Annotated in this window: 27 protein-coding genes, 1 tRNA gene and 1 pseudogene; 11 read left to right on the plus strand and 18 right to left on the minus strand. The window is 64.2% G+C overall.

The window, feature by feature from the left end; translation table 11 throughout:
* Positions 1 to 224: 224 nt before the first annotated feature.
* The 6 genes from istB to AC1D34_RS08525 all read right to left on the minus strand — a co-directional run bounded on the left by istB (position 225) and on the right by AC1D34_RS08525 (position 4976).
* Complete coding sequence (gene istB / locus AC1D34_RS08500; RefSeq protein WP_476824005.1) at positions 225 to 977, minus strand: IS21-like element helper ATPase IstB; 753 nt, start codon at positions 975 to 977, stop codon at positions 225 to 227.
* A gap of 14 nt (positions 978 to 991) precedes the next feature.
* A complete protein-coding gene (gene istA, locus AC1D34_RS08505) occupies positions 992 to 2530 on the minus strand; it encodes an IS21 family transposase (RefSeq protein ID WP_476824006.1) in 1539 nt (512 codons plus the stop codon).
* Positions 2531 to 2955: 425 nt separating this feature from the next.
* The gene (locus AC1D34_RS08510) at positions 2956 to 3219 is read right to left on the minus strand and encodes a DksA/TraR family C4-type zinc finger protein (RefSeq protein ID WP_476824007.1); all 264 of its coding nucleotides are present in this window, start codon (positions 3217 to 3219) and stop codon (positions 2956 to 2958) included.
* A 128-nt stretch (positions 3220 to 3347) separates the two neighbouring features.
* Positions 3348 to 3809, minus strand: coding sequence for a general stress protein (locus tag AC1D34_RS08515; RefSeq protein ID WP_476824008.1), 462 nt, complete (start codon positions 3807 to 3809; stop codon positions 3348 to 3350).
* 36 nt (positions 3810 to 3845) lie between these two features.
* Positions 3846 to 4142, minus strand: a complete 297-nt coding sequence (locus tag AC1D34_RS08520) for a PepSY domain-containing protein (protein ID WP_476824009.1) — start codon at positions 4140 to 4142, stop codon at positions 3846 to 3848.
* 576 nt (positions 4143 to 4718) lie between these two features.
* Positions 4719 to 4976, minus strand: coding sequence for a DUF1236 domain-containing protein (locus tag AC1D34_RS08525; protein WP_441508911.1), 258 nt, complete (start codon positions 4974 to 4976; stop codon positions 4719 to 4721).
* 62 nt (positions 4977 to 5038) lie between these two features.
* Here AC1D34_RS08525 and AC1D34_RS08530 point away from each other — a divergent pair, with 62 nt between their 5' ends.
* Positions 5039 to 5620, plus strand: a complete 582-nt coding sequence (locus tag AC1D34_RS08530; RefSeq protein ID WP_441508910.1) for a PRC-barrel domain-containing protein — start codon at positions 5039 to 5041, stop codon at positions 5618 to 5620.
* A gap of 120 nt (positions 5621 to 5740) precedes the next feature.
* On the opposite strand, the gene AC1D34_RS08535 is transcribed toward AC1D34_RS08530, so the two are convergent.
* Both AC1D34_RS08535 and AC1D34_RS08540 read right to left on the minus strand, forming a co-directional pair.
* Positions 5741 to 6028, minus strand: coding sequence for a DUF6894 family protein (locus AC1D34_RS08535; protein WP_441508909.1), 288 nt, complete (start codon positions 6026 to 6028; stop codon positions 5741 to 5743).
* Between the two features lie 130 nt (positions 6029 to 6158).
* The gene (locus AC1D34_RS08540) at positions 6159 to 7043 is read right to left on the minus strand and encodes an ATP synthase subunit B family protein (RefSeq protein ID WP_441508908.1); all 885 of its coding nucleotides are present in this window, start codon (positions 7041 to 7043) and stop codon (positions 6159 to 6161) included.
* A 741-nt stretch (positions 7044 to 7784) separates the two neighbouring features.
* Between AC1D34_RS08540 and AC1D34_RS08545 the strand changes: the two are divergent.
* Positions 7785 to 8090 (plus strand): annotated as a pseudogene (locus AC1D34_RS08545) (cytochrome c oxidase subunit I); the annotation flags it as partial.
* A gap of 38 nt (positions 8091 to 8128) precedes the next feature.
* Here AC1D34_RS08545 and AC1D34_RS08550 read toward each other — a convergent pair.
* From AC1D34_RS08550 to AC1D34_RS08565, 4 genes are all read right to left on the minus strand, one after another.
* The gene (locus AC1D34_RS08550; protein WP_476824010.1) at positions 8129 to 9454 is read right to left on the minus strand and encodes a type II toxin-antitoxin system HipA family toxin; all 1326 of its coding nucleotides are present in this window, start codon (positions 9452 to 9454) and stop codon (positions 8129 to 8131) included.
* A complete protein-coding gene (locus tag AC1D34_RS08555; RefSeq protein ID WP_441508906.1) occupies positions 9441 to 9803 on the minus strand; it encodes a helix-turn-helix domain-containing protein in 363 nt (120 codons plus the stop codon). The genes AC1D34_RS08550 and AC1D34_RS08555 overlap by 14 nt, the downstream gene beginning before the upstream one ends.
* A gap of 470 nt (positions 9804 to 10273) precedes the next feature.
* The gene (locus AC1D34_RS08560) at positions 10274 to 10741 is read right to left on the minus strand and encodes a PH domain-containing protein (RefSeq protein ID WP_441508905.1); all 468 of its coding nucleotides are present in this window, start codon (positions 10739 to 10741) and stop codon (positions 10274 to 10276) included.
* A 221-nt stretch (positions 10742 to 10962) separates the two neighbouring features.
* Positions 10963 to 11724 carry an SDR family oxidoreductase gene (locus tag AC1D34_RS08565; protein ID WP_476824011.1) on the minus strand — a complete coding sequence of 254 codons (762 nt, stop codon included), beginning with the start codon at positions 11722 to 11724 and terminating at the stop codon, positions 10963 to 10965.
* A gap of 158 nt (positions 11725 to 11882) precedes the next feature.
* On the opposite strand from AC1D34_RS08565, the gene AC1D34_RS08570 reads away from it, so the two are divergent.
* Positions 11883 to 12971, plus strand: coding sequence for a Kelch repeat-containing protein (locus AC1D34_RS08570; RefSeq protein WP_476824012.1), 1089 nt, complete (start codon positions 11883 to 11885; stop codon positions 12969 to 12971).
* Between the two features lie 25 nt (positions 12972 to 12996).
* On the opposite strand, the gene AC1D34_RS08575 is transcribed toward AC1D34_RS08570, so the two are convergent.
* The 3 genes from AC1D34_RS08575 to lipB all read right to left on the minus strand — a co-directional run bounded on the left by AC1D34_RS08575 (position 12997) and on the right by lipB (position 15688).
* On the minus strand, positions 12997 to 14604 hold the full coding sequence (locus AC1D34_RS08575; RefSeq protein ID WP_476824013.1) for a carboxyl transferase domain-containing protein: 1608 nt from the start codon (positions 14602 to 14604) through the stop codon (positions 12997 to 12999).
* Positions 14605 to 14710: 106 nt separating this feature from the next.
* Entirely contained in the window at positions 14711 to 14893 is a 183-nt protein-coding gene (locus tag AC1D34_RS08580) for a hypothetical protein (RefSeq protein WP_113517734.1), read from the minus strand.
* A 93-nt stretch (positions 14894 to 14986) separates the two neighbouring features.
* Complete coding sequence (lipB, locus tag AC1D34_RS08585; RefSeq protein WP_476824014.1) at positions 14987 to 15688, minus strand: lipoyl(octanoyl) transferase LipB; 702 nt, start codon at positions 15686 to 15688, stop codon at positions 14987 to 14989.
* Positions 15689 to 15819: 131 nt separating this feature from the next.
* On the opposite strand from lipB, the gene AC1D34_RS08590 reads away from it, so the two are divergent.
* The 6 genes from AC1D34_RS08590 to AC1D34_RS08615 all read left to right on the plus strand — a co-directional run bounded on the left by AC1D34_RS08590 (position 15820) and on the right by AC1D34_RS08615 (position 21052).
* Complete coding sequence (locus AC1D34_RS08590) at positions 15820 to 16089, plus strand: FliM/FliN family flagellar motor switch protein (RefSeq protein WP_074471588.1); 270 nt, start codon at positions 15820 to 15822, stop codon at positions 16087 to 16089.
* A 109-nt stretch (positions 16090 to 16198) separates the two neighbouring features.
* Positions 16199 to 16283: transfer RNA gene (locus AC1D34_RS08595), tRNA-Leu, on the plus strand.
* Positions 16284 to 16457: 174 nt separating this feature from the next.
* Positions 16458 to 17864, plus strand: a complete 1407-nt coding sequence (gene mgtE / locus AC1D34_RS08600; protein WP_441493256.1) for a magnesium transporter — start codon at positions 16458 to 16460, stop codon at positions 17862 to 17864.
* A 77-nt stretch (positions 17865 to 17941) separates the two neighbouring features.
* Positions 17942 to 18874, plus strand: a complete 933-nt coding sequence (locus AC1D34_RS08605; protein ID WP_441493257.1) for a glycoside hydrolase family 25 protein — start codon at positions 17942 to 17944, stop codon at positions 18872 to 18874.
* Between the two features lie 108 nt (positions 18875 to 18982).
* Complete coding sequence (locus AC1D34_RS08610; RefSeq protein WP_441493258.1) at positions 18983 to 19951, plus strand: glycoside hydrolase family 25 protein; 969 nt, start codon at positions 18983 to 18985, stop codon at positions 19949 to 19951.
* Positions 19952 to 20056: 105 nt separating this feature from the next.
* Positions 20057 to 21052 (plus strand): CorA family divalent cation transporter, encoded by a 996-nt coding sequence (locus tag AC1D34_RS08615; RefSeq protein WP_476824015.1) that lies wholly within the window; start codon positions 20057 to 20059, stop codon positions 21050 to 21052.
* Between the two features lie 22 nt (positions 21053 to 21074).
* Here the strand turns inward: AC1D34_RS08615 and dmeF are convergent, their stop codons facing one another.
* Both dmeF and AC1D34_RS08625 read right to left on the minus strand, forming a co-directional pair.
* On the minus strand, positions 21075 to 22061 hold the full coding sequence (gene dmeF, locus AC1D34_RS08620; protein ID WP_476824016.1) for a CDF family Co(II)/Ni(II) efflux transporter DmeF: 987 nt from the start codon (positions 22059 to 22061) through the stop codon (positions 21075 to 21077).
* Positions 22062 to 22080: 19 nt separating this feature from the next.
* Positions 22081 to 22347 carry a metal-sensing transcriptional repressor gene (locus tag AC1D34_RS08625; RefSeq protein ID WP_441493261.1) on the minus strand — a complete coding sequence of 89 codons (267 nt, stop codon included), beginning with the start codon at positions 22345 to 22347 and terminating at the stop codon, positions 22081 to 22083.
* A gap of 213 nt (positions 22348 to 22560) precedes the next feature.
* On the opposite strand from AC1D34_RS08625, the gene AC1D34_RS08630 reads away from it, so the two are divergent.
* Complete coding sequence (locus AC1D34_RS08630) at positions 22561 to 23733, plus strand: isovaleryl-CoA dehydrogenase (protein ID WP_476824017.1); 1173 nt, start codon at positions 22561 to 22563, stop codon at positions 23731 to 23733.
* Between the two features lie 4 nt (positions 23734 to 23737).
* Positions 23738 to 24256, plus strand: coding sequence for a gamma-glutamylcyclotransferase family protein (locus AC1D34_RS08635; protein WP_441493263.1), 519 nt, complete (start codon positions 23738 to 23740; stop codon positions 24254 to 24256).
* Between the two features lie 204 nt (positions 24257 to 24460).
* Here AC1D34_RS08635 and AC1D34_RS08640 read toward each other — a convergent pair whose 3' ends face one another.
* The gene (locus tag AC1D34_RS08640; protein ID WP_441493264.1) at positions 24461 to 26257 is read right to left on the minus strand and encodes an ABC transporter ATP-binding protein; all 1797 of its coding nucleotides are present in this window, start codon (positions 26255 to 26257) and stop codon (positions 24461 to 24463) included.
* Between the last annotated feature and the right edge of the window lie 134 nt (positions 26258 to 26391).

Below are 26391 nucleotides of genomic sequence, written 5' to 3' on the forward strand. Positions count from 1 at the left end.
TGCGGATTCCGACGGGACCGGCCAGCTATTCCAATAATTAACCGGCCACTGTTCCGAGACTTAACCGGTCGGTGTTGCGGATTCCGACGGGACCGGCCAGCTATTCCAATAATTAACCGGCCACTGTTCCGAGACTTAACCGGTCGGTGTTCCGATCATTATCCGGCCAGGGCGGGGCTGGCTCTGGGTCGTTTTTTTCTGAATGTCGTGGTTGGCCGTTGTGGTCAAGTCAGGGCTGCGGCAGGCGGCTCCTGTTTGCGTTTTCGCAGGCTCTCTCCGGTGAGTTCGATGCGATAGGCGTTGTGGACGAGGCGATCGAGGATGGCGTCGGCGATCGTGGGGTTGCCGATGATTTCGTACCAACGGTCGACCGGGATCTGGCTGGTGATGATGGTGGCGCGGCGCTCATAGCGATCCTCGGTGAGTTCAAGGAGGTCGCGACGCTGGGCGTCGTCGAGTTTCTCTGGGCCCCAGTCATCGATGATGAGGAGCTCGACCCTGGCAAGCGCCTTGAGCAGGCGGGCGTAACGACCCTCCTCACGCGCCTGGGCCAGGGCTGCGAAGAGTCGTGGGGCGCGGTGATAGGCGACGGAGACATCGTCGCGACAGGCTTTCTGACCGAGCGCGCAGGCAAGCCAGCTCTTGCCGACGCCGGCCGGGCCGGTGAGCAGCAGCGAGCGGCGCTCGCGGATCCAGTCCCCTGCGGCGAGCTTGAGGAAGAGGCCGCGGTCGAGGCCGCGCGACGCCCTGAAGTCGACGTCCTCGATGCTGGCATTGTGGCGCAGCGCGGCGGCGCGAGCGCGGTTCTCGAAGCGCTTCTGACGGCGCATCGTGCTCTCGCGTTCGAGCAGGAGGGCGAGCCAGTCGGCATGGTCGAGCGCGCGGCTTTCGGGATGGGCCTGGAGCTCCTGGAAGCCTTTGGCCATGCCGTGCAGGCCGAGCTCGGCGAGCAAGGTCTGTGTGGGATGGATCAACATGATGTCTCCTGGTGTCAGTGGAAGTAGCCGGGGCCGCGCAGATTGGCGTGCTCGACAATGGCGGCGGGTTCGGTGACCGGCTTTGCCGGCGCGGCCGCTTGCCTGGCGGCGATCGCGGCGATCGCGCGRTAGGCGAAAGCGCCGATCGCGAGGGCACGGGCGGCGACGGCTTCGGCCTGGGCCGATGTGAGATCGCGGAACAGCCGCAGCACGCCGAGACAGGTCCTGAAGCCGTGCTCGGGATGCGGGCGGTTGGCCAGGATGGCGATGACCAGGCCTTCCGTGCTCGGGCCCACGGTCGCAGCCCAGCGCCGGAGCCGTTCCGGGCTCCAGTCGGCGTAGCGCCGGTGAGAGCTTGGCATGTGATCGGGGTTGGTGCCGTGCCGGCGGCCGCCATAGCGGCGCTGGTGCGCGGCGACGCGCTGGCCGTGATGAAAGACCTCGATCGTGCGGCTGGTGGCCCTGAGATCGACCTGCTCGCGGATCAGACCATGAGRGACTGAGTAGAAATAACCCTCGTACTCGACATGGTAATCGACGCCGGCGCGGGCCAGGCGCCATTCCGCGAACTCGTAATCCTCGGGCAGCGTCGCCAGGGCCGGCCGTTCGACCGTCTCGAGCAGGTGGCGGCGGGTCACGCCAAGACGGCGGATGACGTGATCGTTGATCCGGTCAACGGCATCGCGGATCGCGGCGTTGGCCTCGGCCAGCGAGAAGAAGGTCTGGTTGCGCAAGCGCCCCAGGATGGCGCTCTGCGCGAAACGAACCCCGTTCTCGACCTTCGCCTTATCCTTCGGACGCCGTGGCCGCGCCGGCAGCACGCCGACGCCGTAATGTGAGGCCATCATGCCGTAGCTGCGGTTGATCTGCGGATCGTAGAACGAAGCCTTGTTGACCCCGGCCTTCAGATTATCCGGCACGACCAGCCGCGGGACGCCGCCGAAAAACCCGAACATCCGGACATGCGAGCCGATCCAGTCCGGCAGGCTCTGGCTCCAGCTCGCCTCGGCAAAGGTGAAGGTCGAGGCGCCGAGGACGCCGACGAAAATCTCGGCCTCCCGGATGACGCCGGTCTGCGCATCGACGATGCCGATCTTCTTGCCGGAATAATCGACGAACACCTTGTCGCCGGCGACGTGCTCCTGGCGCATCGTCGGCGACAGCCGTCGCTGGAAACCCCGGAACAGGTCGCAGAACCGGCTATAGCCATAACCCTGCGGGTGGATCGCGCGGTACTCTTCCCACAGGAGCGACATCGTCACGCCCGGCCGCTTCAGCTCGACGACCAGATCGCCCCAGTTCGGCTCAGCCCGCCGGCGCTGACCGCTCTTCGCGCCGGACCGCGCGAACAGCCTGCCGGCGAGGGCCTCGTCCGTCAGTTCGCCGGGGAGCGGCCAGGTCRATCCAGCTTGCGCCGCGCGCCGGAGATTCTCCTGAACGGTGCTGCGGGCAATGCCCAGAGCCCGACTAATCTCGCGGGCGCTCACCCCGCCATGTGCAAGCCGCAGCATCTGCCGCAGTTCCCTCATCGTCAGCTTCCTCTTCATCGGCATCACCGGCTCCGTCTCGGATGAAACGGAAAGCCTGATGCCCGAGTGCTGACCCAGAGCGCGCATACCCCGGCTGGTGGCCGGTCAATTATCGGAACGGTGACCGGATAATGATCGGAATCCCGGCCGATCAATTATCGGAATGGTGGCCGGTCAAAATCGGAATCCGCACAAGCCTGCTCGAGGATCCAGAATGAGGTCGGCATCGCTGAACACAAGCCCGCCACGCGCATGGACAGATCCTGCCCCTCCTTCTCGAATTCCCAGGCAATAGGCCACCGGAGCCCGTCTGGCGGTAGTTGATGCATTTGTGCGGCGTCAGATCGTGCGGGGAGAGACCGGGGCGGAGTGTTCCGGGGGCAGCAGGAGGCGGCGGCGCTCACAGGTGAAGATGACAGCCTAATCGCGATCGGAGCAACCGCATGCGGTCATTTCAATTGGCTGTCCTTGCTGCCCCGGCGGTTGATGCCGGACATCGCTCTGGGACGGTCGAGGCCTGACTGGCAATCCACGCAGGTACGGGCGCCAGGCATCGCGCGACGCCGCGCCTCCGCGATTTCCTCTCCGCACACCTGGCAATAAATCTCGCCAGGTCCGGTCGGAAGCCGTGACCGCGCAAGCCGGACGGCATCGGTTATCGAGTCGTCGATCTGGTCCTGAACGGCTCCGTCGGGAGCCCAACCACTTGCCATGGAACACCTCTCTTTATTCCCAAATGGTGTTCGTCCACCGCGACGCCAATGGCGACCATCTTGGGACGGCCTTGCATCACCAACGCGCCGCTGCCGCGGGGCGAGCCCCACGGCAGCGGCGCGTGGCGTCAGATGCCGGCCTGGCCGCGCACATACGAATCCGCTGTTTCGTCGAAGCGGGTCCAGCCTTCGCGACGGTACTGGGCGGAAACGACCGTGCCGCCGCGACGAACCGTCTCCGCATAATAATGGGCCTCGTCCTCATCGACACCTGCACTGGTGAACGATCCGACGAGGCCACCCGCCGCTGCTCCCGCGACAGCGCCCGCCGCGGTCGACGCCAGCCAGCCAGCGGCGACGACAGGGCCAATGCCCGGGATTGCTAGAAGGCCCACGCCGGCGAGAAGGCCGGCCGCCCCCCCGATGCCTGCGCCGATGCCAGCCCCCTCGGCGGCGTTGCTGTCCTTGGCGCGCTCATCGCGGCCGATGACACTGATCTCCGACGACGTGATGCCGGCCTGTTCGAGCTTCTCGACCGCCGCAGCGGCCTGATCGTAGGTGTCGTATGAACGAGTGATCGTACGGGTCATGGTTGCCTCCAGAAGTCGGGGTGCGAGAGGTATCGATCAGTTGCGAGTGATGTTGCCGCGATAATCGACCGAAACATTCACTTGAGTGCCGGCGTTCGTCGCCGTGCCCTTCCAGACGCCGTTGTCGTCCTTTTTCAGGCCGGTGACGTTTGTGTAGCCGTTGGCTTCGAGACGGCTCTTGGCCTGGCCTTCAGTGAAGCTGTTGGCGCCCGGCAGCGGGGCGTTCGCGTCGGCCGGAGCGGGAGCCGGTGCGGGGGATGTGGCCGAGGTTTGCGCCATGGCCCCAAAGGAGGTCGTGGTGGCGATCAGGGAAACTATGATGAGCTTTTTCATGGTGGCTCTCCCATGGGAAGCGGCGGTGCCGCAGTGCCCAAGAAAACGGCGCCGCACCGCTTTGGTTCCTTTCCCAATCCCGCCGGCGTGCGGAACCGGAGGGCCAAGAAGGAGCGCCCAATAGCGGAACGTCGGCTCGACTACCGGAGTTGGACAGGATCCAGCGCCGGGGAATGATTCATCGCCACCGCGCCTTCCTCCACCGGCTTCATGGAGATGTCACAGCGCGCTGAGGCCCTTTCAGAAGACGATCGGCGTCGATACCGATCGGAGGCAGCGGCTGCATTTGAGCGAGTGGGGGAATTTCAGGAAAGGCTTGAGGACGAGATTTGGGCGCGTCCGCTTCGTGTGATGGCCTGGGCCGCGGCCACCGGATTGGTTTTGGGGGTTACGGCCGCGAGGTGATCGTGGGCCGCGGCCACTCTTGAGATCCACGTGACCGCGGTCCCGCGCAGAAGTCTTAAATGGCCGTCATGATCATCTGGAACGGGATCAGGGTTCTCGGAGTGCATTCGCCGTGGCGAGCGGCTAGCCAGCGCCGCCCCAACGCAACATCGCCAGGGCCGCGGTGGGCGCTTACTCGATGATCTGGATAATCTTGCGCGAGCTGGGCTCGACCAGCACGGCGCGGTCATTGACCATCGTATAACGATACTGCGTCACACCAACATCCGAAGGGAATGTGTACAGTTCGACCGTTGCCGGAAGCGTGGCGCCGACCGCCACAGTTTCCTGAAACTTCACGGATTTGGGCTTCTCTTTCATGAAGTAGGATTTGATCTTGCCTGATTGTTCCGTGGTGATCGTCGTAGTTGTGGTAGTCTGTGCCAGCACGGCCGCTCGCAAGTGCAGCAGCAAACAACGTGGTGAGAATTAGGTCATGGACGTCCTCCATCATGAGTGTCCTCCCCGGCCGCTTTCAAAACCCCAGAGTATCGTCCTTGTTCCGCGCGGGAATCGTTCGAACACGGAGCTCCGCGAATGCGCATGAGGAACAGATCAGAATGCTCGGAATTACCTTTCCATCCTGCCGCAGCGGTTCCTGCCTGCGGCCCTATAAGGGAGGTCATCCGAACATGCGCACCATCATTTTTGCTCTTGCAGCGACCCTGCTTTCCAGTGCGGCGTTAGCACAGACAGCACCCGTCCCAGCCCCCGCCCAGCCGCCCGTCTTCGTGTCGGTTGACGAGGCGTCCGCTCTCGTCAGCAGCCTGAAGGGTCTCGACGTCAAGAATGCCGGCGATGAGACTGTCGGCGAGATCGAGGATGTGGTCATCGCCGGCAATTCGTTGGCGTCCTACATTCTATCCGTCGGCGGTTTTCTCGGTCTGGGCATTCACTATGTTGCCGTCAGCCCGAGTGCGCTCGCCGTCACCTGGAATCAGACCGACAAGAAATGGAATGCGCGGATCAACGCGACCAAGGAACAGCTCAAGGCGGCGCCGCAGTTCAAGTACGAGGGCCGCTTCGCAAAGTGACCGGACCCGGCCGGCGCGGGAACCTAGCGTGCTGGGGKGTTAAACCAGGACATGACCTGGCCCGCTGCTCCGAATGGTGCGCGGGCCTTATTTGTGTCGGGCCCGTGCCTCCGAATTGCTTCACTCTTCAGATTTGCCGGGGACAGGGTTCCGGATCGGGATCGGGGGCGCTGGAGTGAGCCACCGGCTGTTCAAAATGAGCGTCGCCGCAAAGATCGGAGTGCCATCGGCGTAGCGTATTCTCACGTCGATGCTGAGATCGTCGCTGGACTGGACACGCTCTGAGATGATGTCGCCGAGGCTTGAAAGGGCCGAAAGGCGGGCGGCGGCGTGGTCCTCGAGGTCGATGCCTTCGCCGTCGACGACCAGCTCCGTATTGATCTCGATGTCGAAAAAGTATTGGGCCATGCCGGCTTAACGGCCCCGCCCTCGGCAAAGTTCCAGTTCGCAACGGAGCAGCGCGGCTGAAAGATGTCGTCTTTGCTTCTTTGCGTATCGGCAGGTGTGGAGGGGCCCGTGCGAGCCCCTCCGATTTCCTTCATCGCCGCCCGAACAGCGATCCGAGATCCATTTCCTCGTCGCGGTGCTTGCCGCCAAGTTGGGCTGCCATCCAAGCTGCCGCCGCCCCCAACAAAAGCACTGCTGCGGTCATAAATGCGGTAATCACTGCAGCCTTCCGAGCGCGCTCCGCGGCTTGCTTTGCGGTCTCCTTCGCCTGCTCCAGTTTTGCGAAGGCGTCATCGACCTTCTTCTGAGCCTCGGGCTGAGGGATGTTCATCCGTGCAGCGACGCGCGTCGCAATGTAGTCGCGGTCAACTTGATCGAGCTTTCCCGATCTGATTCCGGTCATGAAGATCCGGGACGCCTCCTCGCGTTCACTGGCAGTCGGCGGCGTGGTGCCGTTTGACCTCATGACAGAGTCCAAGGTCGAACCCAGCGGGTCCGCCTGCTGACTGATAAGAGCGGCGGCTCCGCCAGTTGCGGCAGCCACACCGGTCGCAGTTGTTTTGGCAGCACCCAGCAGCGACGAACTGGCGACCATCGCTACGATCAACGCCCCGGCAGCCCAAACGACCAAGCCATGAGCACCRTCGCGAACATGGCGCTCGTGGTCGCTGGCGTCGGTAACCGGCCGACGCATACGCCCGGCAAGATATCCGCCCGCGCTGCAGGCCGAGACTGTGATCCAGATGGCCCACAGGCCTGCGGCGATGGTCAAGGCTGTCAGGCCCGAAGAGCGCGCGGTGTCCGCGGACACCAGGGACAGGCCAATAGCAGAGCCAAAAGCTGCCATGACCGTAGTGATGGCCGCGGAGAGCACCGCACCGCCAAAGATGGCGCTCCATTCAAGATAGGAGCCGGTGGAGGCACCCCTTAGGGCGGGAGGGGGAACGACGACCACGTTGGGTGTGCTCACGGACATGATGCAGCCTCCTACCGAAGACCAAGGAATGAAAGAATGGCCAACACGACCACGATGAGGCCAACGATGTAGATGACGCCGTTCATGAGACTCTCCCGATGCACCGCCACATATGTGACGTGGGATGAACAGACGGCGGAGCCAAATAGTTCCAGGCGGGACCGACGAGCCCGGGAACACTCCTGCTTGTCGTTGGTTCAAGCTGGACAAACAGGAGGACAGGCCATGGGTCGCGGCATACTTCTTTGGATGTTGGGAATTCCCCTGCCGATAATCATTTTGCTCGCCTTTTTTCGATAACGTGCACGGCGACATTGCTGCTGCATGAAACCCGTGCGAGCAGCCTGACGGGTTTGCCCGGAGCGGAACGGAGAGCCCCAATGACAGCAATCGACCGGCATGACCGCCCGTTTGAGGCTGTTGAGACCACAACGGCGAACGGGGGTCAGAAGCGCTTCAATGAATATTCACCTCGCGTTCGAGGGGGCTCATTTGCCTCAGTATTGTTTATAGTCGTCATCGCGTGGCTTATGCTCATCGCTTACGTCGCTTTGTGTCTCTACAATTGGTTCAGCCATTGAAAGCCTAAGCGTCGATGTCGCTAATTGGGAGCCAAGGTGATTGCGCCCGTTGCTCCAGCGGGTGGTCGGCGGGGTGGTGTCCTCCATTTTCCGCATGGATCAGCGGTGGTCGCTCATCGCGCGTCGGGCCACGGTCGAGGACTGGTCGCTCCGCAGGCGGCACTTCTGGGTCGCATTTTTTTCGGCGCCAACCTGCTGTTCTTCCCGCAGCATTTCCTTGGCCTTGACGTGGACTATCTGGATGCCTTCGCCGGCTGGCATTTCTGGTCGTCGATCGGCTCCTACATCTTCGCTGCGGGCTTGCTGATCTTCTTCTACGGCGTCATCGTCGCCTTCTCGAAGAAGCAGTCCGTGGGGCGAAGGTGCACCGACGCTGGAATGGACCCTGGGACCTGTCCATATTTCACGCACTCTGCAGTCCGCCGCGAAGCAGCCCCATCCGCCGCGTGGAGGTGCACCTGCATGAGGCCTGCTGAACCGGTGCGAACGGGACCGATAGCCAACCTATGATCCCGCCCCCACGGTAGCGTCCTCGGTCGGGGCGACGGAGAAATCCATGTCCGGCAAAAGCTCTTTCACGAAGGGAAGCCGGTTGATTCTGTTGACGATCGCTTCGGCGGCACCAGAAGGCATCATCTCCCTCAAGATCGCCGGCCAGGTCGCGAACGCGCTTTCTACGGTTCTTTTGACTTCGTGRATGACCACGCCCGACGGGACTTCAAGAAGGTCCGCCGCGCGTTCGAAACGGCGGAGCGTGAGCGAATCGGGGTTACTCGTTCTCATGAACGGCAAGGCGAGTTCGGCGTCGCCAAAGACGACGGTGGGCACGACGTCGTAGGTGGGGCTGAGCGCGATTTCACCGCCCTCGGGGTAGAGGAACGACCAATTTTTAAGGTGCGCGTCGCCGTTCCCGATCAGCATGTTACATACGGAACGGCCGATGGCTTCCACGAGCTCCCCTCGACTGTCGGTCGCGAACCGACGGACGATGTTGAGGACTGTTTCTTCGTTTGCCCGCGTATATTTCTGATCTCCGAGAGCCCCGGTAATCTGGGCAAAGTCCTCCATCTGAACGCGGAGGCCGTTGAGCCCTCTGTCGAAGCGGGTCACTGCAAGACAGGTCGACCCGTGTTCCAGGTATTCCTCTGGAAGGCCTTCCACCGCGGAGGAGGGGACGAGGCGAGTCAGAGCCACGCGCCGCCCCGTGGCGGCGACCATTGTCATCGCGGCATGCTCCATCTCCGGCAGGTCGCGGTACTTCTTATGTGGTACTTTGAGGATAACGTCCCCAACCTCCTCACCCAACATCGGGAGCGTCAGGCGGTCGTTTCGAGCTTTCATCGAGAATTTCAGTTGAACGCCGGCAAGCGAAAAACGAAGGGACGGGCCCCTAGGCCAAGGGGAGTCTGTTGCAGGAGATTCGTCGTCTACGAAACTGCCTTTGGTGGCGCGGTGCACGGTGAGAGCGCCGGGCAGGTCCATTCCCAGGCGGGCAAGGACGTCGAAGTGATCAGTGCGGCCATGCCCGAGTTCCTTCTCTACTAGCTCACGCAACGCTCCTTCGGGCAGGAGATTGTCGAAGAAGGGTGGCAGGTAGCCATTCGTGCCGAGCTTGTCCGCTCTCCTGGTCAGCCGCTGCATCGTGGCTTCCTCGGATTGCCCCGTCCATGACAACGATACGAGCGGGCGGACCGGCCCCATGGCGAGATATGCATCGTCGGGGAAGAACGATGTTATGCGCTGGCTCCGATCTCGAACGATTATGCCAATTTTTAGCTCTCGCCGTGCGTCGGGGCGCAGATAGACTTCCAGCGTGTCAACGGGGGGCATGGCCAACATCGTCCTCGGGATCGTCATCACCCTCGATCAAAAGCTCGTCTAATAGGCTCGACGGCGTGGGGGGGACAGACGGTAATGCGGACGCCGGGTTCCCTGCCAAGCCGAGCGCCTCAGCTAAGCGTTCACGGGGTACGAGAACGATTTCCAGACCCAGGGCTTCTCCAAGGTCGACGAGGTTGTCGATGGATGGATTAGCCCTGCCGCTCTCGATTTCACTCAGGCGAGCAGGGTCGCGCCCGACGCGTTTCGAAAGTTCGCGCAGGGTCCACCCACGTTGCTCGCGATACCGTTCAATCTGGTCACCTAACCGGCGACGAGCCTCGTGGCTACGTTGCGACATTTCGCAAATTCCTTCGATTTTTGCGATACAGCGCATGATAGCTAGGAGTCAATGGAAAAATTGCGAAATAACGCAATTAGCGCCATTTTTGCGATATATAGCAACGTATCAGAAGGCTGGCGCGATTGGGGACCGAGGCGATTCACAAGCGTGCCGTCGCGCCATCGAGTGATAATTCGATCCGTAATTAAGACGGAAGATCGGTCGATGGCGCCCGCGTGTTCGCTGCTATTATCCGGTCAAGAGCGGAGCCTTGGCTAACTCGTCTGGAGGGGTCCTTGTCCGGTAATGATGCCGGCGAGGTCTTCAATGGCTCTCGCGAAAAGCTCCACATCGCGCGTCTGATAGACCTTGCCCTGATCCTCCATGGCGGCATGGCCGCGTCCTCATCCGTCGATAGATCCCGCCGCTTTCGGAAACGCCGGCTGCCTGAGCAAACTCGGTTCGACGCTTCCCATATTCGTCACTGGTTAGCCCTGTGCGTCGTTTCCCGTGATGCTGTTTCGAAGCTCGATTGGGTTGGCGATGGTGCGGAGCGTCTTGAAGCCTTCGCCGGTGCCATGGATCGTCACGTTGCCATAGTCGAGCATGCGCCCCAAGATTGATTGATCGATCTGGACGCTTTCGACCTTGTCCATGTTCATCTCGGTGGTCTCCCGCTGGATGAGGCCTTTCTTGTAGATGACCCGTCGGTTGGTGACTGCGATCTCGGTGACCCACGAGTGGAACCATTGCTGAATCAAGAGGACCGCCGCAACGAGTGCGAGGGCGTATCCCGTATACCGCCAGAATCCTGGCATGAACTGCGTAGCGCTGAGCCAGAAAGCGACCGCCGCTAGGAGTGCAACCGCAATACCGGGCCAGTACACTATCCAATGAATGGACGAGATGTGCCGGACCTGTTCATTGGGCTGCAAGACGCGCTGAACGTAGCTCATGAAAATGGGTCTCCTTCAGCAGCATAGGCAACGCCACCCGATATTCCAACCACGGTGGGGACCGTTAGGGCAGGTGCAGAAGATTTTTCGATTAAGCCGCTAGGGCATCATTGCCGGATGGACAACCTATTGAGAGCTCACAACTAGTCTGCTCGTCCCATAGCCCGACGCCGCGAAGCGGGGCAAGGCCGGCCAGGACCCCAGAGTGGCGCTCCCCCGCCTCAGGCGCGCCCGACCAGCGGCGCCTTGCTCGCCATCACGGTGACGAACAGCACATTGGCCTCGATCGGCAGGCTCGCCATGTGCAGAACCGTGGAGGCGACATGCGCCACATCCATCACCGCCTCAACCTCGATCGAGCCGTCGGCCTGCGGCACGCCGGTCGTCATCTTCTGSGCCATCTCGGTCAGTGCATTGCCGATATCGACCTGGCCGACCGCGATGTCGTATTTGCGGCCGTCGAGCGATGCGGTCTTGGTCAGGCCGCTGATCGCGTGCTTGGTYGCGGTATAGGCGGCCGAGTTCGGGCGCGGCACCTGCGCCGAGATCGAGCCGTTGTTGATGATGYGACCSCCGCGCGGGCTCTGGTCCTTCATCAGCTTGAAGGCCTCCTGCGTGCAGAGGAACGGCCCGGTCAGGTTGGTGTCGACCACCGCCTGCCACTGCTCCAGAGAGAGATCCTCGAGCAGGATTCCGCCCGGTGCATTGACGCCGGCATTGTTGAACAGCACGTCGAGGCGGCCAAAAGTCTCCTTCGTCCTGGCAAAGAGGTTCTTCACGGAAGCCTGGTCGGTCACATCGGTCGAGACGGCGAGCGCCTGCGCGGCCGGGGCGCCCGAGAGCTCGATCGTCTCCTCCAGCGCGTCCACCCGACGCCCGGCGAGGACCGTGCGATACCCGTCCTTGAGGAAGGCGATCGCGACGGCGCGGCCGACGCCCGAACCCGCACCGGTGATGATGGCGACCTTGTTGTGCCCAGACATGCGTATCCTCGCGTTTCCCGTGATTTCAACCGTTTCAGGCGGCCGGACCATAACAGCGTATGCAGTATGCGGAACAGGGTTTGGCGCAAGCCCGTCCCCGCCCTTTCGCTTGCCAAGGCCCGCGGCTGACATAGTCTTGTAGCGAGGGAGGATGCATGATGACCAGCCTGAGCCGCCGCCGTTTCATCGCCACCGGAGCGGCAACGCTTGCAACTGCCCCCGCACTGGCCCAGCAGCCGGGCCACGAGCACCATGGCGGCGCCTATGAGCGGCTGAACCAGCCCGGCCGCATCGACCGGCCGGAACTTGCAAAGACGCAGAACGTCTTCGATTCCCCTGCCCCGAAGGCCGCCAACCCCGGCCGCTGGCAGGCGAAGGCGCCGCTGCCGATGCCGCGCTCGGAAATGGCCTGGGCGACGGCGCATGAGGGCAAGATGCACATCGTCGGGGGGTATGCCGAGCAGCGCGTCGACCGCCCCTATCACCATATCTACGAGGCAGCCTCCGACCGCTGGAGCGATGCCGCTCCGTTGCCGCTAGGCGCCAACCATGTCGGCGTCGCCTTCCAGGACGGAAAGCTCTACGCGATCGGCGGCTTCCTGGAGCAGAATCGCAAGCCGCATCCGCGCTGCTTCGTCTATGATCCGGCGAGCGACAGATGGGCCGAGATCAGGTCCCTGCCGCGCCCCGTCGGCTCGGCGGCGATTGTTGGCCTGGGCGGTCAGTTGCATGTCATTGGCGGCGCCATCGGCGAGACGACCGACACCAAGAAGTCGATCGACTGGCACCTGACCTACGATCCCAAGGCCGACAACTGGGAGAACCGCGCGCCGTTGCCGACCGCCCGCGACCACACCGGCACGCTCGCCATCGGCCCCCTGATCCATGTCATCGGCGGCCGCGTCGACTCCTTCCACACCAATTCGAACCTGCACCACGCCTATGACCCGGCGACCGACAAATGGACGCCGCGCAATCCGCTGCCAACAGCGCGCTCCGGCCACGGCGCGGTGCTCTACCGCGGAATGGTCTTCGTCATGGGCGGCGAAGGCACCAACCGCGTCTTCGGCCAGATGGAGGCCTATGACCCCGTTGGCGATGCCTGGGAGCAATACGCTCCAATGCTGACGCCCCGCCACGGGCTCGGCGCTGCACTGGTCGGAGACGCCATCCATGTCGCCGGCGGCGGCCCGATCATGGGCGGCGGCGTCCAGAGCGCCGTGCACGAGGCATTTGTGCTGGGCTGAGCCCCTGGCGGCCAGCGCTCCCGCCTCACATCCGGAAGACGCCGAAGCGGGTCTCCGGCACTTCGGCATTGAGACAGGCGGAGAAGGCCAGCGCCAGCACGCGGCGCGTCTCGGAGGGAAGGATGATGCCATCGTCCCAGAGCCGCGCGGTGGCGTGATAGGGCGAGCCCTCATCCTCGTATTTCGCGCGGATCGGGGCCTTGAAGGCCTCTTCCTCCTCGGCCGACCAGGACTTGCCCTCAGCCTCGATATTGTCGCGGCGGACGGTCGCGAGCACACTCGCCGCCTGCTCGCCGCCCATCACCGAGATACGGGAGTTGGGCCAGGTGAACAGGAAACGCGGTGAATAGGCGCGCCCGCACATGCCGTAATTGCCGGCCCCAAAGGAGCCGCCAACCAGCACGGTGATCTTCGGCACGCGGGCCGAGGCGACTGCCGTGACCAGCTTGGCGCCGTCCTTGGCAATGCCGCGCGTCTCGACATCGCGGCCGACCATGAAGCCGGTGATGTTCTGCAGGAAGAGCAGCGGAATGCGACGCTGGCAGCAGAGCTCGATGAAATGCGCGCCCTTCAGCGCGCTCTCCGAGAACAGGATGCCATTATTGGCGATGATGCCGACCGGCATGCCGTGGATGCGGGCAAAACCGGTGACCAGCGTCGTGCCGTAGAGTCGCTTGAATTCGTCAAATTCGGAGCCGTCGACGAGCCGGGCGATAACCTCGCGGATGTCGTATTGCTTCTTCAGGTCGGTCGGTACCACGGCCTCGAGCTCGGCGGGGTCGTAGAGTGGCTCCTCCGGCTCGGCAATGTCGATATCGGGACGCTTGACGCTGTTCAGGTTGGCAGCGATGCGGCGCGCAATCGCGAGCGCATGGGTGTCGTCGCCGGCATAATGGTCGGCGACGCCGGACAGCCTCGCATGGACATCGGCGCCGCCCAGGTCCTCGGCCGAGACGACCTCGCCGGTCGCCGCCTTCACCAGCGGCGGACCGCCCAGGAAGATCGTGCCCTGCCGGCGCACGATCACCGTCTCGTCCGACATCGCCGGCACATAGGCTCCGCCGGCCGTGCAGGAGCCCATGACGACGGCGATCTGCGGAATCCCCTCCGCCGAGAGCGTCGCCTGATTGTAGAAGATCCGGCCGAAATGCTCGCGATCGGGGAAGACATCGGTCTGGTGCGGCAGGTTGGCACCGCCGGAATCGACGAGGTAGACGCAGGGCAGCCGGTTCTCGCGTGCGATCTCCTGCGCGCGCAGATGCTTCTTCACCGTCATCGGGTAATAGGTGCCACCCTTGATGGTGGCGTCGTTGCAGACGACCATCACCTCGCGGCCGGCAACGCGACCGATCCCGGCGATCATGCCTGCGCCGTGGATCTCCTTGTCATACATCTCGAAGGCGGCCAGCGCCCCGATCTCGAGGAAGGGCGAGCCCGGATCGAGCAGGCGCAGCACCCGCTCCCGCGGCAGCAGTTTTCCACGAGCGGTATGGCGCTCCCGCGACTTGGCATTGCCGCCGAGCGCAGCGGCCGCGCGGTGCCGGGCCAGCTCGGCACGCAGGCCGTCCCAGGCCTCGGCGTTGGCGCGCGTCTCGGCCGAGTTGAGATCGACCTTGCTCTCGATGACCGCCACGGCACGCTCCCTTAAGCGAAGAAGTCCTCGCCGGTTTATGGCGCGCCACGCGAAAAACGCCAACCGGCGCGGATGCGCAGGGGCGCGAGCGCAAATCCGCCCGCTCTCAGCGCGCCACCGCAGGGGCAGCCACGGCGCCGATCGCGCCCCCCGCAACCGCTCCGATCGGCCCGCCGATAAGGGCCCCCGTGCCGGCGCCCGCAGCCGCGCCGGCGATGATCTTGTCGTTGGTGGTGCAGGCACCCAGCACGACCGCGCAGGCGGCCGCGAACATCACTGTCCGGATCATCTTCGTCCCCGTTTCCGATTCATCCCACCGCGGGAGGTTGGCCGGCTTTGGTCAACGGATGGTGAACGAAGGATGAAGAGCCTTAGTCGAGGCTCAGGCGAGAACGGTTGCCCCGAAGATCCTCTCGAACTCGGCACGCAGCATCGAATCGACCTCCGGAAGCGTCACCGGCACCCCGAGATCGACCAGCGAGGTCACGCCCTGGTCACTGACGCCGCAGGGCACGATTCCCCCGAAATGCGACAGCTCCGGCTCGACATTCAGCGAGATGCCGTGGAACGAAACCCAGCGCCGGACGCGGATGCCGATGGCGGCGATCTTGTCCTCGCTATCCGCTCCTTTCTCGGGCCGGCGCACCCAGACGCCGACACGGTCCTCGCGCCGCTCGCCGCGGACATTGAAGCGCTCAAGCGTGCCGAWCAGCCAGGCTTCGAGGGCGGCAACGAATCGCCGGAGGTCGGGATCGCGACGCTTCAGGTCGAGCATGACATAGGCCACCCGCTGGCCGGGACCGTGATAAGTGAACTGCCCGCCCCTGCCGCTCTGATGCACCGGAAAGCGTTCGGGCTCGATCAGATCGGCCTCGCGGGCCGAGGTGCCGGCGGTATAGAGCGGCGGATGCTCGATTAGCCAGACGCGCTCGCGGGCCTTGCCGTCCGCGATCAGCGCCGCGCGCGCGTCCATCTCGGCGACAGCTTCGTCATAGCCGACAAGCCCCCCGGCATGGACCCATTCGACGGGCTCGGAGCCCGGCTGCGGCAGGAATGAAACCGCAAGCGTCTCACGTGTCTTCACGGTGCATTAACTCTGTTTGTTCAACGATCGCTAACCGGCTACCGCCTGTCGCCGGCAGGCTCATGCGCCGAAGCCGGCCGGCAGGCAAGTTTCGTTGGTTGAATTCGCAAGTAGGGTTTCGGAGGCAGGACTTGAAGGCCGATCTCGATCTCGTTTCGGTGGAGCTCACCGTGGTTCTGGGCTCGACTCAGATGCCGATCTACAAATTGCTGCGCATGGGCCGCGGTGCGATCATCGAGCTCAACGCCACCGAGAACGACGAAGTCCAGATTCTCGCCAACAATCACCCGTTCGCCCGCGGCAACGTCGTGGTCAGCGGTTCGCGCATCTCTGTCGAGATCACCGAGCTCCTGAAGCGCCCCACGGTCTTCAGCGCGCAGACCATTGCCGAGGCCGCCTGAAAAGGATTTCAAAGTTTTCCACACAACGAGCTTGTCGCGGCGGATTCGATTTGTTAGACCCGCGCCGCTCCGGAGTTCACCGCCTCACCGCGGTTTTCTCTTAGCCGCTGCGGTCATGGCGGAATTGGTAGACGCACTACCTTGAGGTGGTAGCGGGGAGACCCGTGGAGGTTCGAGTCCTCTTGACCGCACCAAATTCAGGCTGATGCCTTGAAACGGCGACCCTCGCGGGTCGCCGTTTTGGTTTTCGGCCCTGCCGGCCATGAAACGTGAGGTYGCCGCGGCGCGTTGCCAGCACAGTCCACGGCTGACACAAGAGGCCCTTCCCTCGAATCCAAGCCCTTTCCTCAAATCGTGGAGTCGGACCGATGGTCGAAGCCGAAAACGCTCCCGACGAATCCGCCACCCGCAGGATTCGCGACGAGGATGGCGCGATTGATCCCGCGCTGGTCGAACAGGTCTCGCAGGCCGTCCTGCTCTCGGACGTCACGACGTTGCGCGGCATCGTTGCCGACATGCACGAGGCCGATCTCGGCGCATTGCTGGAAGCCCTCGACGCCGACGAACGCCCGCGCCTGATCTCGCTGCTCGGCTCCTATTTCGACTTCACGGCGCTGACCGAAGTCGACGACACCGTTCGCGAGGAAATTCTCGAAGAGCTCTCGGCCGAGACCGTCGCGGAAGGCGTACGCGAACTCGACACTGACGACGCGGTCTACATTCTCGAGGACCTTAACGAGGCGGACAAGCAGGAGGTCCTCGACAAGCTCACGCCCTCCGAGCGCATCGCCCTGCAGCAGGGCCTGGATTATCCCGAGGACACGGCCGGCCGGCGCATGCAGAGCGAGGTCATCGCCGTGCCGCCCTTCTGGACCGTCGGCCAGACCATCGACTTCCTGCGCGACACCGCAGACCTGCCCGACCGATTCTTCGAAATATTCGTGGCCGACCCGGCCCATCATTTCGTCGGCACGGTGCGGCTGGACCGGCTGCTGCGAAATCGGCGCCCCGTGGTGATTTCGCAGCTGCTGGAGGAAGACCGACGGGTCGTCGAGGCKACCGACGAACTCGAGGACGTGGCGCGGCTGTTCCAGCGCTATAATCTGGTTGCCGCACCGGTGATCGATGCGACCGGTCGTCTCGTCGGCGTGCTGACCATCGACGATATCGTCGACGTCATCGAGGAAGCCGCGGACGAGGATGTGAAACAGCTCGGCGGCGTCAATCCCGACGAAGAGCTCTCCGACCCGGTCCGAAAGATCATCTGGAGCCGCTTCAGCTGGCTCTTCGTCAACCTGATGACCTCCTTTCTTGCCGCCGCGGTGATGAGCCTGTTTGAGAATCAGCTCGCAAAAGTCGTGGCGCTGGCGATCCTGGCGCCGATCGTAGCGAGCCAGGGCGGCAACGCCGCCACTCAAACCATGACGGTCGCTGTCCGCGCCCTGGCCACGCAGGAGCTTGGCGCCTGGAACCTGCGGCGCTTCTTCACCCGCGAGCTCGTCGTCGGCCTCGTGAATGGCTTCGGCTTTGCCGTGATCACCGGCGCCATCGCCGCCGCCTGGTTCGGGAGCGCGGGCCTCGGCGCCGTCATCGCGATCGCGATGGTCGTCACCCTGATCTCGGCCGCCATTGCCGGCGTCCTCATTCCACTGGCACTCGACAAACTCGACATCGATCCGGCGATTGCGTCCGGAACCTTCGTCACGACGGTCACCGACGTGGTCGGCTTCTTCGCCTTTCTGGGGATCGCCACACTTCTGCTCGGCCTGGGGTGACGAAAGCAAAAACTTCGGTAACGTAAACCGGGCGTCAAGTTTTCTCCGCAATTCTCCGCGAGATGATCGCCCGTCGCATGTCCCGCCTTCGTTCAGCCCCATTTCTCGCCGTCGCCGTCGCCGCGCTCGCGGTCCTTGGCGGCTGCGTGGCGTTCGAGGGCCGATATCCGCAGAAGGGCGATGCCCGGCCGCATCCCGGCGTCGCGAGCGCCCTGAACTATGCCGTCCAGGGCATCGATATCTCGCGCTGGCAAGGCGAGATCGACTGGGCCGCGGTCAAGGGCGCCGGCACCCGCTTCGTCTACATGAAGGCGACGGAGGGCGGCGACCACATCGACCCCTCCTTTCTGCGCAACTGGGAAGGCGCGCGCCGGGCCGGCGTGCCGCGCGGAGCCTACCACTTCGTCTTCTGGTGCCGCCCCGCCCATGAGCAGGCAGTCTGGTTCAAGCAGCATATCCCGAACGACCCCGGCGCCTTGCCGCCGGTGCTCGATGTCGAGTGGAATGGCCATTCCAAGACCTGCCCGCAGAAGATCGACCGCTCGCTGGCACTGGAGAAGATCCAGCTGATGCTGACCGAGCTCGAGCAGCTCACCGGCAAGAAGCCGATCATCTATACCGACATCACCTTCCATAAGGACGTGTTGGAAGGGCAGTTCAACGAATATCCCTACTGGATCCGCTCGACGGCAGCGAAGCCCGAGACACGCTACGAGAACCGCCCCTGGGCCTTCTGGCAATTCACCACGACCGGCCGCGTGCCGGGCATCAGGGGCGATGTCGACCGCAACGCGTTCTTCGGCGACGAAGAGCAGTTCATCGGCTGGATCAACGGCGAGTTCGACATCGGCCGGAGGCAGTGGACCAAGCGGCGCGCCTCTCCGGCGCAACCCAGCCCCAGCATCGTCAATGATCCGGAATTCGAGCCTCCGGTCAGCCAGGCTCCGCCCGCCCCGGTCATACCCGGCGCGCTGCAGCCGGTGCCGTCCTCGCTGCAGATCGGCGGATAGCGGGCGCGCCGGTTAACCAACCCTGAAATCATCCGCTCGCATCCGAGCGAACGCTTACCGCGCCTTAACCACGACTGCCGCACCACTGTTTGCATGCAGGAGGGGCGGATGCCGGCGCGTATGAAGACCGATTACAAGGGACTGCGGTGCTTTCTTGCAGTTCTCGGCCTTACACTCGGCTGCTCCGGCCCTGCCCTCGCGCTCTATCCCAAGAAGGGCGACGCCTCGCCCCATCACGGCGTCCGCGATGCACGCCGCCAGGCTATCCAGGGCATCGACATTTCGCGCTGGCAGGGCGAGATCGACTGGGCCAAGGTCAAGGATGCCGGCACCCGCTTTGCCTTCATCAAGGCGACCGAGGGCGGCGACCACCTCGACCCCAGTTTCCGCAAGAACTGGGAGGGGGCGAAGAAGGCCGGCGTCGCGCGCGGTGCCTACCATTTCGTCTATTGGTGCCGCCCGGCCAAGGATCAGGTGCGCTGGTTCAAGCGGCATATCCCGAAGGACCCGGATGCCCTGCCGCCTGTGCTCGATGTCGAATGGAACGGCGAGTCGGAGAGCTGCGGCAAGAAGATCCCGCGCGAGAAGGCGCTGGCCAAGATCAGCGAGATGCTGAAGGGCCTGCAGGAACACACTGGCAAGAAGCCGATCATCTATACCGACATCACCTTCCACGAGGATGTGCTGGAAGGCGAGTTCAACGATCATCCCTACTGGCTGCGCTCAACCGCGGCCCCACTGCGCCATCGCTATGAGCGTAGCAAATGGGAATTCTGGCAGTTCACCACCACAGGACGCGTGCCCGGCATAACCGGCGATGTCGACCGCAACGCGTTCTTCGGGTCCGAGCGGGAATTCGCAGCCTGGCGCGAGGGCCGTTTCGACATCGGCGCCCGGAAGTGGCGGGGTGGCGAGCCGAAGGTTGCCGGCAACCGCGCACCTGCGACATCGGCCGGCTCCAAGGCGCCGCAGGCTGCCGGAGGCGCGACGCTCAAGATGCTGCCTCCCGCCCGCGTCCCGGGCAAGGCGACCGCCAACCGTGATCCACAAGTGACCGGCTCTCTCGCCCGCGATTGACTTTGCGGCACCCGCTGCGCTGTCACGAAGCTGTCATGAGACGCGCGCCCTGATCCCGGGCAGCGCAACCTCTCATGAGAAATCGCCCGCCAGGGCGTGGCCGGAATGCTCCATGATCTGCAATCCCGGGCCGGGTTCGTCTGGGTCTACCATTTTGATTCCGACGGCCGTGCGCATCTCCTTCCTCGCCGCGAGATGCCCGACCTTGCCCTCCCCGGGGCCGAGTTCGTCTGGATCCAYCTCGATCTCGTGCATGGCCGCGCCAAGCAATGGGTCGCCGATTGCACCGCTCTGCCCGCCGAGGCGCAGACCCTGTTCCTGACCCAGGACGATCACCAGCGCCTCCATCACAATCGTGACTTCGCCTGGGGCATCACCTTCGACCAGATCCGCGAGGTCGACAGCCCCGCCGACGAGATGGGCATGCTGCACTGGATCATCGCCGACCGGTTTCTGCTGACGGGTCGGAGACAGGCCATGCAGGCAACGCGCCTGACGCGCGACGCCTTGGAGGCCGGCTACCGGGCGAGCTCGCCGGTGATGCTGTTCGAGCGCATCATCGAGTTCGTCATCGAGGATGTGGCCGAAGCGGTGATGCAGCTGACAGAGGACACCGACTCGATCGAGGACCATGTCATCGAAGAGCGCGTCAGCGACGAGGCGCGCCGGTTAGGGTTGATCCGCCGGCGGACGGTGAGGCTGCACCGCCAGCTCAACGGGCTGCACCAGCTCTTCCGTCGCTTCTCCGAGAATGCCTCGACACGGGCTGCGCCGGAGACCGTGAAGAGCGCCGCCAGCCGCCTGCTGCAGCGCGTCGACACCATGCTGACCGACGTCCAGATCGTGCAGCAGCGCGCCCGCCTGCTGCAGGACGAGATTGCCTCGCGCCTGACCGCCCAGACCAACAGCCATCTCTATGTGCTCTCGATCCTGACCGCGACGCTGATGCCGGCGACGCTGATCACCGGCCTGTTCGGCGTCAACACCAAGGGCCTGCCCTTCCTCGAGAACGAATGGGGCTTTGTCTATGTCGTGATCCTGTGCGCCCTGGCAGCGCTCAGCGTGTATCTCCTGCTCAAGCGCCGCGACATGATCCACTGAGCCCGGGCGGGCTCCTGATGCATCACAGCGCGGCGATGCGCGGGTTCACCTCGACGGTGACATGGGACAGCATCGGCAACCCGGCGAGCAGCGCCTTGTAGGCTGCGGGCGGCTTCGGATCAGTGGCCACGACCGAGACGATCGCCGAGCAATGCCCCGGCCCAACCTGCCAGAGATGCAGGTCTGCGACCTCTGCGCCCTCGGCGGTGAGTCGCGCCTCGATCCCGGCGGCGAGAGCCGTGTCGGGCACAGTGTCGAGCAGCACCGCCCCCGAGGCGCGCAGCAATCCGAACGACCAATGCGCGATCACCAGCGCGCCGACGATGCCCATCGCCGGGTCGAGCCAGACCCAGCCATAGAGGCTGCCGCCGAGCAGCGCGACGATGGCAAGCACGGAGGTGAAGGCATCCGCCAGCACATGCAGATAGGCCGCCTGCAGATTATGATCCCGCCCACTCCCGGCGTGGTGATCATGATGGTGATTATGGTCCGAGCCGCCATGCGCATGATGGTGGTGGTCATGATGATGCGCATGGCCATGGTCATGTCCGTGCTCGCCCTTCAGCAACCAGGCGCTGGCGAGATTGACCGCAAGGCCCAGAACCGCGACCGCAATCGCCTGCCCGAAGACGATCGGCACCGGCTGGACAAGCCGCATCACCGATTCCCAACCGATGAACAGAGCGACCAGCGCCAGGACGAGCGCGCTCGCGAAAGCCGCGAGATCGCCGAGCTTGCCGGTGCCGAAGCTGAAGCGTGGGTCGCGGGCGTGGCGCCGCGCGAAGCGATAGGCGAGAGCCGCGATCAGCAGCGCCGCCGCATGGGTCGACATGTGCCAGCCATCGGCGACGAGCGCCATCGAGCCGAACAGCGTGCCGGCGGCGATCTCGCCGACCATCATCGTCATGGTCAGCGCAATGACGATCCAGGTGCGCCGCTCGTTCTCCTGGTGGTCTGCGCCGAGGAAGACATGGTCGTGACGCGGCGCCAGGCTGGCCAGTTCGGACATCGCTGGAACTCCCGTTGGATCAAAGATACTTGGTCAGCGCCTTCAGGCTCTCGATCGAGCGCCGCGTCTCGGGCGTCTGCGTGCCTGTCGTCTCGAACAGGTGATGGTCGATATGGTCGAAGATCAGCAGCATCTTGACCTTCTCCAGCGCCTTTTCGACCGCCTGGAGCTGCTGCACCACCTCTGGCACCTCGCGCCCTCCCGCGAGCATCTTCACGACGGTGTCGAGATGGCCCTGCGCCCGGCGCAGCCGCTTGACGATATCGGGATCATGTGCGTGGCTCATGCTCATATCCTATCCAGGGGGATAGGATGTGTAAACCGAGTGTCGGCGCTCCCGCCCCCTCTCGGTCGCCGGCTGCACGTGGCATGGCAGATCACCCGCCGGTGTGGCCACGCCCATCCGGGAGATCGCGCTGGAACAGCCTGACAGGGCCGCAAAGCGCGCTATAACGCTGCAAAGCCGTGCCCGATGCGCGGCGTCTTCCGGGAGGCCACCATGCTCGCCAACGCCCCGCGCCCGTTCAATTTCGATCTCGGCGAGACCGCCGACGCGATCCGCGACACCGTCCACGCCTTCGCGCAGGAGAAGATCGCGCCGCGCGCTGAGGAGATCGACCGCTCGAACCAGTTTCCGCGTGACCTCTGGCCCGAGATGGGGGCGCTCGGCCTGCATGGCATCACGGTCAGGGAAGAGGATGGCGGCGCAGGCCTCGGCTATCTCGAGCACGTCGTGGCGATCGAGGAGGTCAGCCGGGCCTCCGCCTCGGTCGGCCTGAGCTACGGGGCCCACTCGAATCTGTGCGTCAACCAGATCGCCCGCAACGGCAATGCCGCGCAGAAGGCGAAGTACCTGCCGAGACTGATCTCGGGCGAGCATGTCGGATCGCTCGCGATGTCCGAGCCCGGCGCCGGCTCGGACGTGGTCTCGATGAAGACACGGGCCGAGAAGAAGGGCGACCGCTACGTCATCACCGGCAACAAGATGTGGATCACCAACGGCCCGATCGCCGAGACGCTGGTGGTCTACGCCAAGACCGACCCCGCCGCCGGCGCGAAGGGCATCACCGCCTTCCTGATCGAGAAGGGCATGAAGGGCTTTTCGACCGCCCAGAAGCTCGACAAGCTCGGCATGCGCGGTTCGGACACCTGCGAGCTCGTCTTCGAGGAGTGCGAGGTCCCGGAGGAAAACGTGCTCGGCCAGGTCGGGCGCGGCGTTAACGTGCTGATGTCGGGGCTCGACTATGAGCGCGTCGTGCTCTCGGCCGGGCCCCTCGGCATCATGCAGGCGGCCATGGACGTGGTCATGCCCTATATCCACGAGCGCAAGCAGTTCGGCCAGTCGATCGGCGAATTCCAGCTCGTCCAGGGCAAGGTCGCCGACATGTATGTGATGATGAATGCCTGCAAGGCCTATGTGTATGCCGTCGCCAAGGCCTGCGACCGCGGCGAGACCACGCGAGAGGATGCCGCCGGCGCCATCCTGATCGCGGCCGAGAAGGCGACGCAGATCGCGCTCGACGCCATCCAGCTTCTGGGCGGCAACGGCTATATCAACGATTATCCGACCGGCCGCCTGCTCCGCGATGCAAAGCTCTACGAGATCGGGGCCGGCACCAGCGAGATCCGCCGTATGCTGATCGGCCGCGAGCTGTTCCAGAAGACGAAATAGGCCAGTGCCCCTCTATTTCGCCTATGGTCTGAATATGGACATCGCCGGGATGGCCAAGCGCTGTCCCGGTTCGAAGCCACTCGGTCTCGCGCGCCTGCCGCGCCATCGTTTCATCGTGACGAGCGATGGCTATGCCTCGGCTGTTCGCGATCCGCGCGAAACCGTCCATGGCGTGCTCTGGGACTGCTCGCTCGGCGACATCCGCGCACTCGACAAGTTCGAGGACATCGCCAGCGGTCTCTATGTGAAGATCAGCCAGCCGGTCATCGTCGAGGGCGGCGCCAAGCGGGCCCTGGTCTATGTCGGCCGCAGCGGCACGCTCGGAAAGCCGCGCCCCGGCTATATGGAAACCGTCATCGCGAGCGCCAAACACTGGGCGTTGCCAGAGACTTACGTCACAGGCCTGAATCGGTTTCTGACCAAACCGAATCTCGACATGAAGTCGTTGAATCCAGATGTGAGCGCGGAGCTTCCGCCCGGCCCCGTCGCGGGTGTCCGGCCGCGGGCCCTGGCTCCGAAATAGGTCGCCCGGAACCTCCACGTCTTGTCCCCCCGGAGACGAAGACGCGTATGGCCGGGACAAGCCCGACCATACGCAAAGGGCGCTCCGCAGGTAGTCTGGCGGCTCAATGCATCGGCCCGAAAGGTGGATTGCGGTTTTCGGGAAAGCCGATGCAATGACAGATGGTTAGATCATCGGACCGGATACGATATCCGGTCCGATGATCTATGCCGCCAGCCCCTTCGCCAGTTCGCTGACCTGCTTCTCGAACAGCGCGCGATAGGCGCCGTTCTCGCGGGTCAGCAGCGCCTCGTGGCTGCCTTCTTCGACCACCCTGCCGCGATCGAAGACCAGGATGCGGTCCATCGCCCGCACCGTCGAAAGCCGGTGCGCAATGACGATGGTGGTGCGCCCCTGCATCAGGCGCTCCATCGCCTCCTGGATCAGCGCCTCCGATTCCGAATCGAGGCTCGAGGTCGCTTCGTCCAGGATCAGGATCGGCGCATCGGCCAGGAAGGCACGCGCGAGCGCAACACGCTGGCGCTCGCCACCCGAGAGCTTGACGCCACGCTCGCCGACCAGCGTCGCGTAGCCCTTGGGCAGGCGCATGATGAAGTCATGCGCGTTGGCGAGCTTCGCCGCCTGGACAATCCGGGCCATCGAGGCGCCCGGCTTGGCATAGGCGATGTTCTCCGCCAGCGAGCGGTGGAACAGCACCGGCTCCTGTTGCACGATGGCGATCTGCGCCCGCAGGGAGGTCTGCGTCACATCAGCGATGTCGCGCCCGTCGATGGCGATGCGCCCCCCGGAGACGTCGTAGAGACGCTGAACCAGCTTGACGAAGGTCGTCTTGCCGGAGCCGGAGCGCCCGACCAGACCGACCTTCTCGCCGGCCCGGATCGTCAGCGAGAAATCGCGATAGAGCGGCTCGACATGGCCTCCGTAATGGAAGGTCACCTGCTCGAAGGCGATCTCGCCCGCCGGCACCACCATGTCGGTCGCTCCCTTGCGATCGGGCACCCCATAGGGATGGGCATGCATGGCGACTAGTTCCTCCATGTCGTTCACCGAACGCTGGAGGTTGTGCACGTGCTGGCCGACATCGCGCAGATAGCCGTGAACGACCGCGTACGAGGTCAGCACGAAGGCGACGTCGCCCGGCGTGGCCTGGCCGTTGGCCCAGAGCCAGATGACCAGGCCGATGACCGCGGCGCGAAGCGCCAGCAGGACGATCTGCTGGGCCGTGCCCGAGGTCGTGCCGCGCACCCATGTCCGGCGGGTCCTGAGCGCCCATTTTGCCAGGACGCCGGCCAGGCGACCGTCCTCGCGAAGCTCGGCGCCATAGGCCTTGACCACCGGATTGCAGGAGATCGCATCAGCCAATGCACCGCCGACACGCGTGTCCCAGCTATTGGCGAGCCGCGCAGCGGGCGCGACATAGCTGAGCGACAGCGCGATCGTGACACCGACATAGATCACCGAGCCAAGGAAGACGACGAGGCCCATCGCCGGCCAATGCCATGCCAACAGTGCCGTCGTGCCCACCAGCACGACCAGCGATGGCAACAGCGCGATCAGGACCGTGTCGGTCAGCAGGTCGAGGGCCCACATCCCGCGGGTGATCTTGCGCACCGTCGAACCGGCAAAGTTGTTGGCGTGCCAATCGGTCGAGAAGCGTTGCAGGCGTGCGAACGCCTCCTGCGCCGTCTCGCTCATGGTGCGCAACGTCATGCCGGTGATGCCGATGAAACCGAGATGCCGGAACAGCACGCTGACCGCTCCGAGTGCGAGCATCGCGCCCAGCGCCCATAGCGCCGCATCGAGTGCGCTGGCGCCCTCGCCCGCCACCGCATCGACGAGGCGGCCGGCATAAAGCGGCATGAACAGGTCCGCGGCAGTCGCCGCCATCATGGCCCCGGCCACGCCGAGAACCGGCCCTGGTCGGCGCGCCCAGTGCCGGAATGTGAAGCCGAGAACGGCCCGGAACGGCTCCTGCCGCCCGGTTGAGGATTGAAGAGACATAGAAATCATTCGGCGCCGCGCGGGAGCCGACTCCAAATCAGGTGGAGCCGATGCGAATGCGATCGTCTCCGGATGAAACGTAGAGATGAAAAACCCTGGCTGGGGACCGCCTCAGGCGGGCCGCGGCAATGTCC

It is taken from the genome of Allobosea sp. P1_A7 (assembly GCF_056406775.1).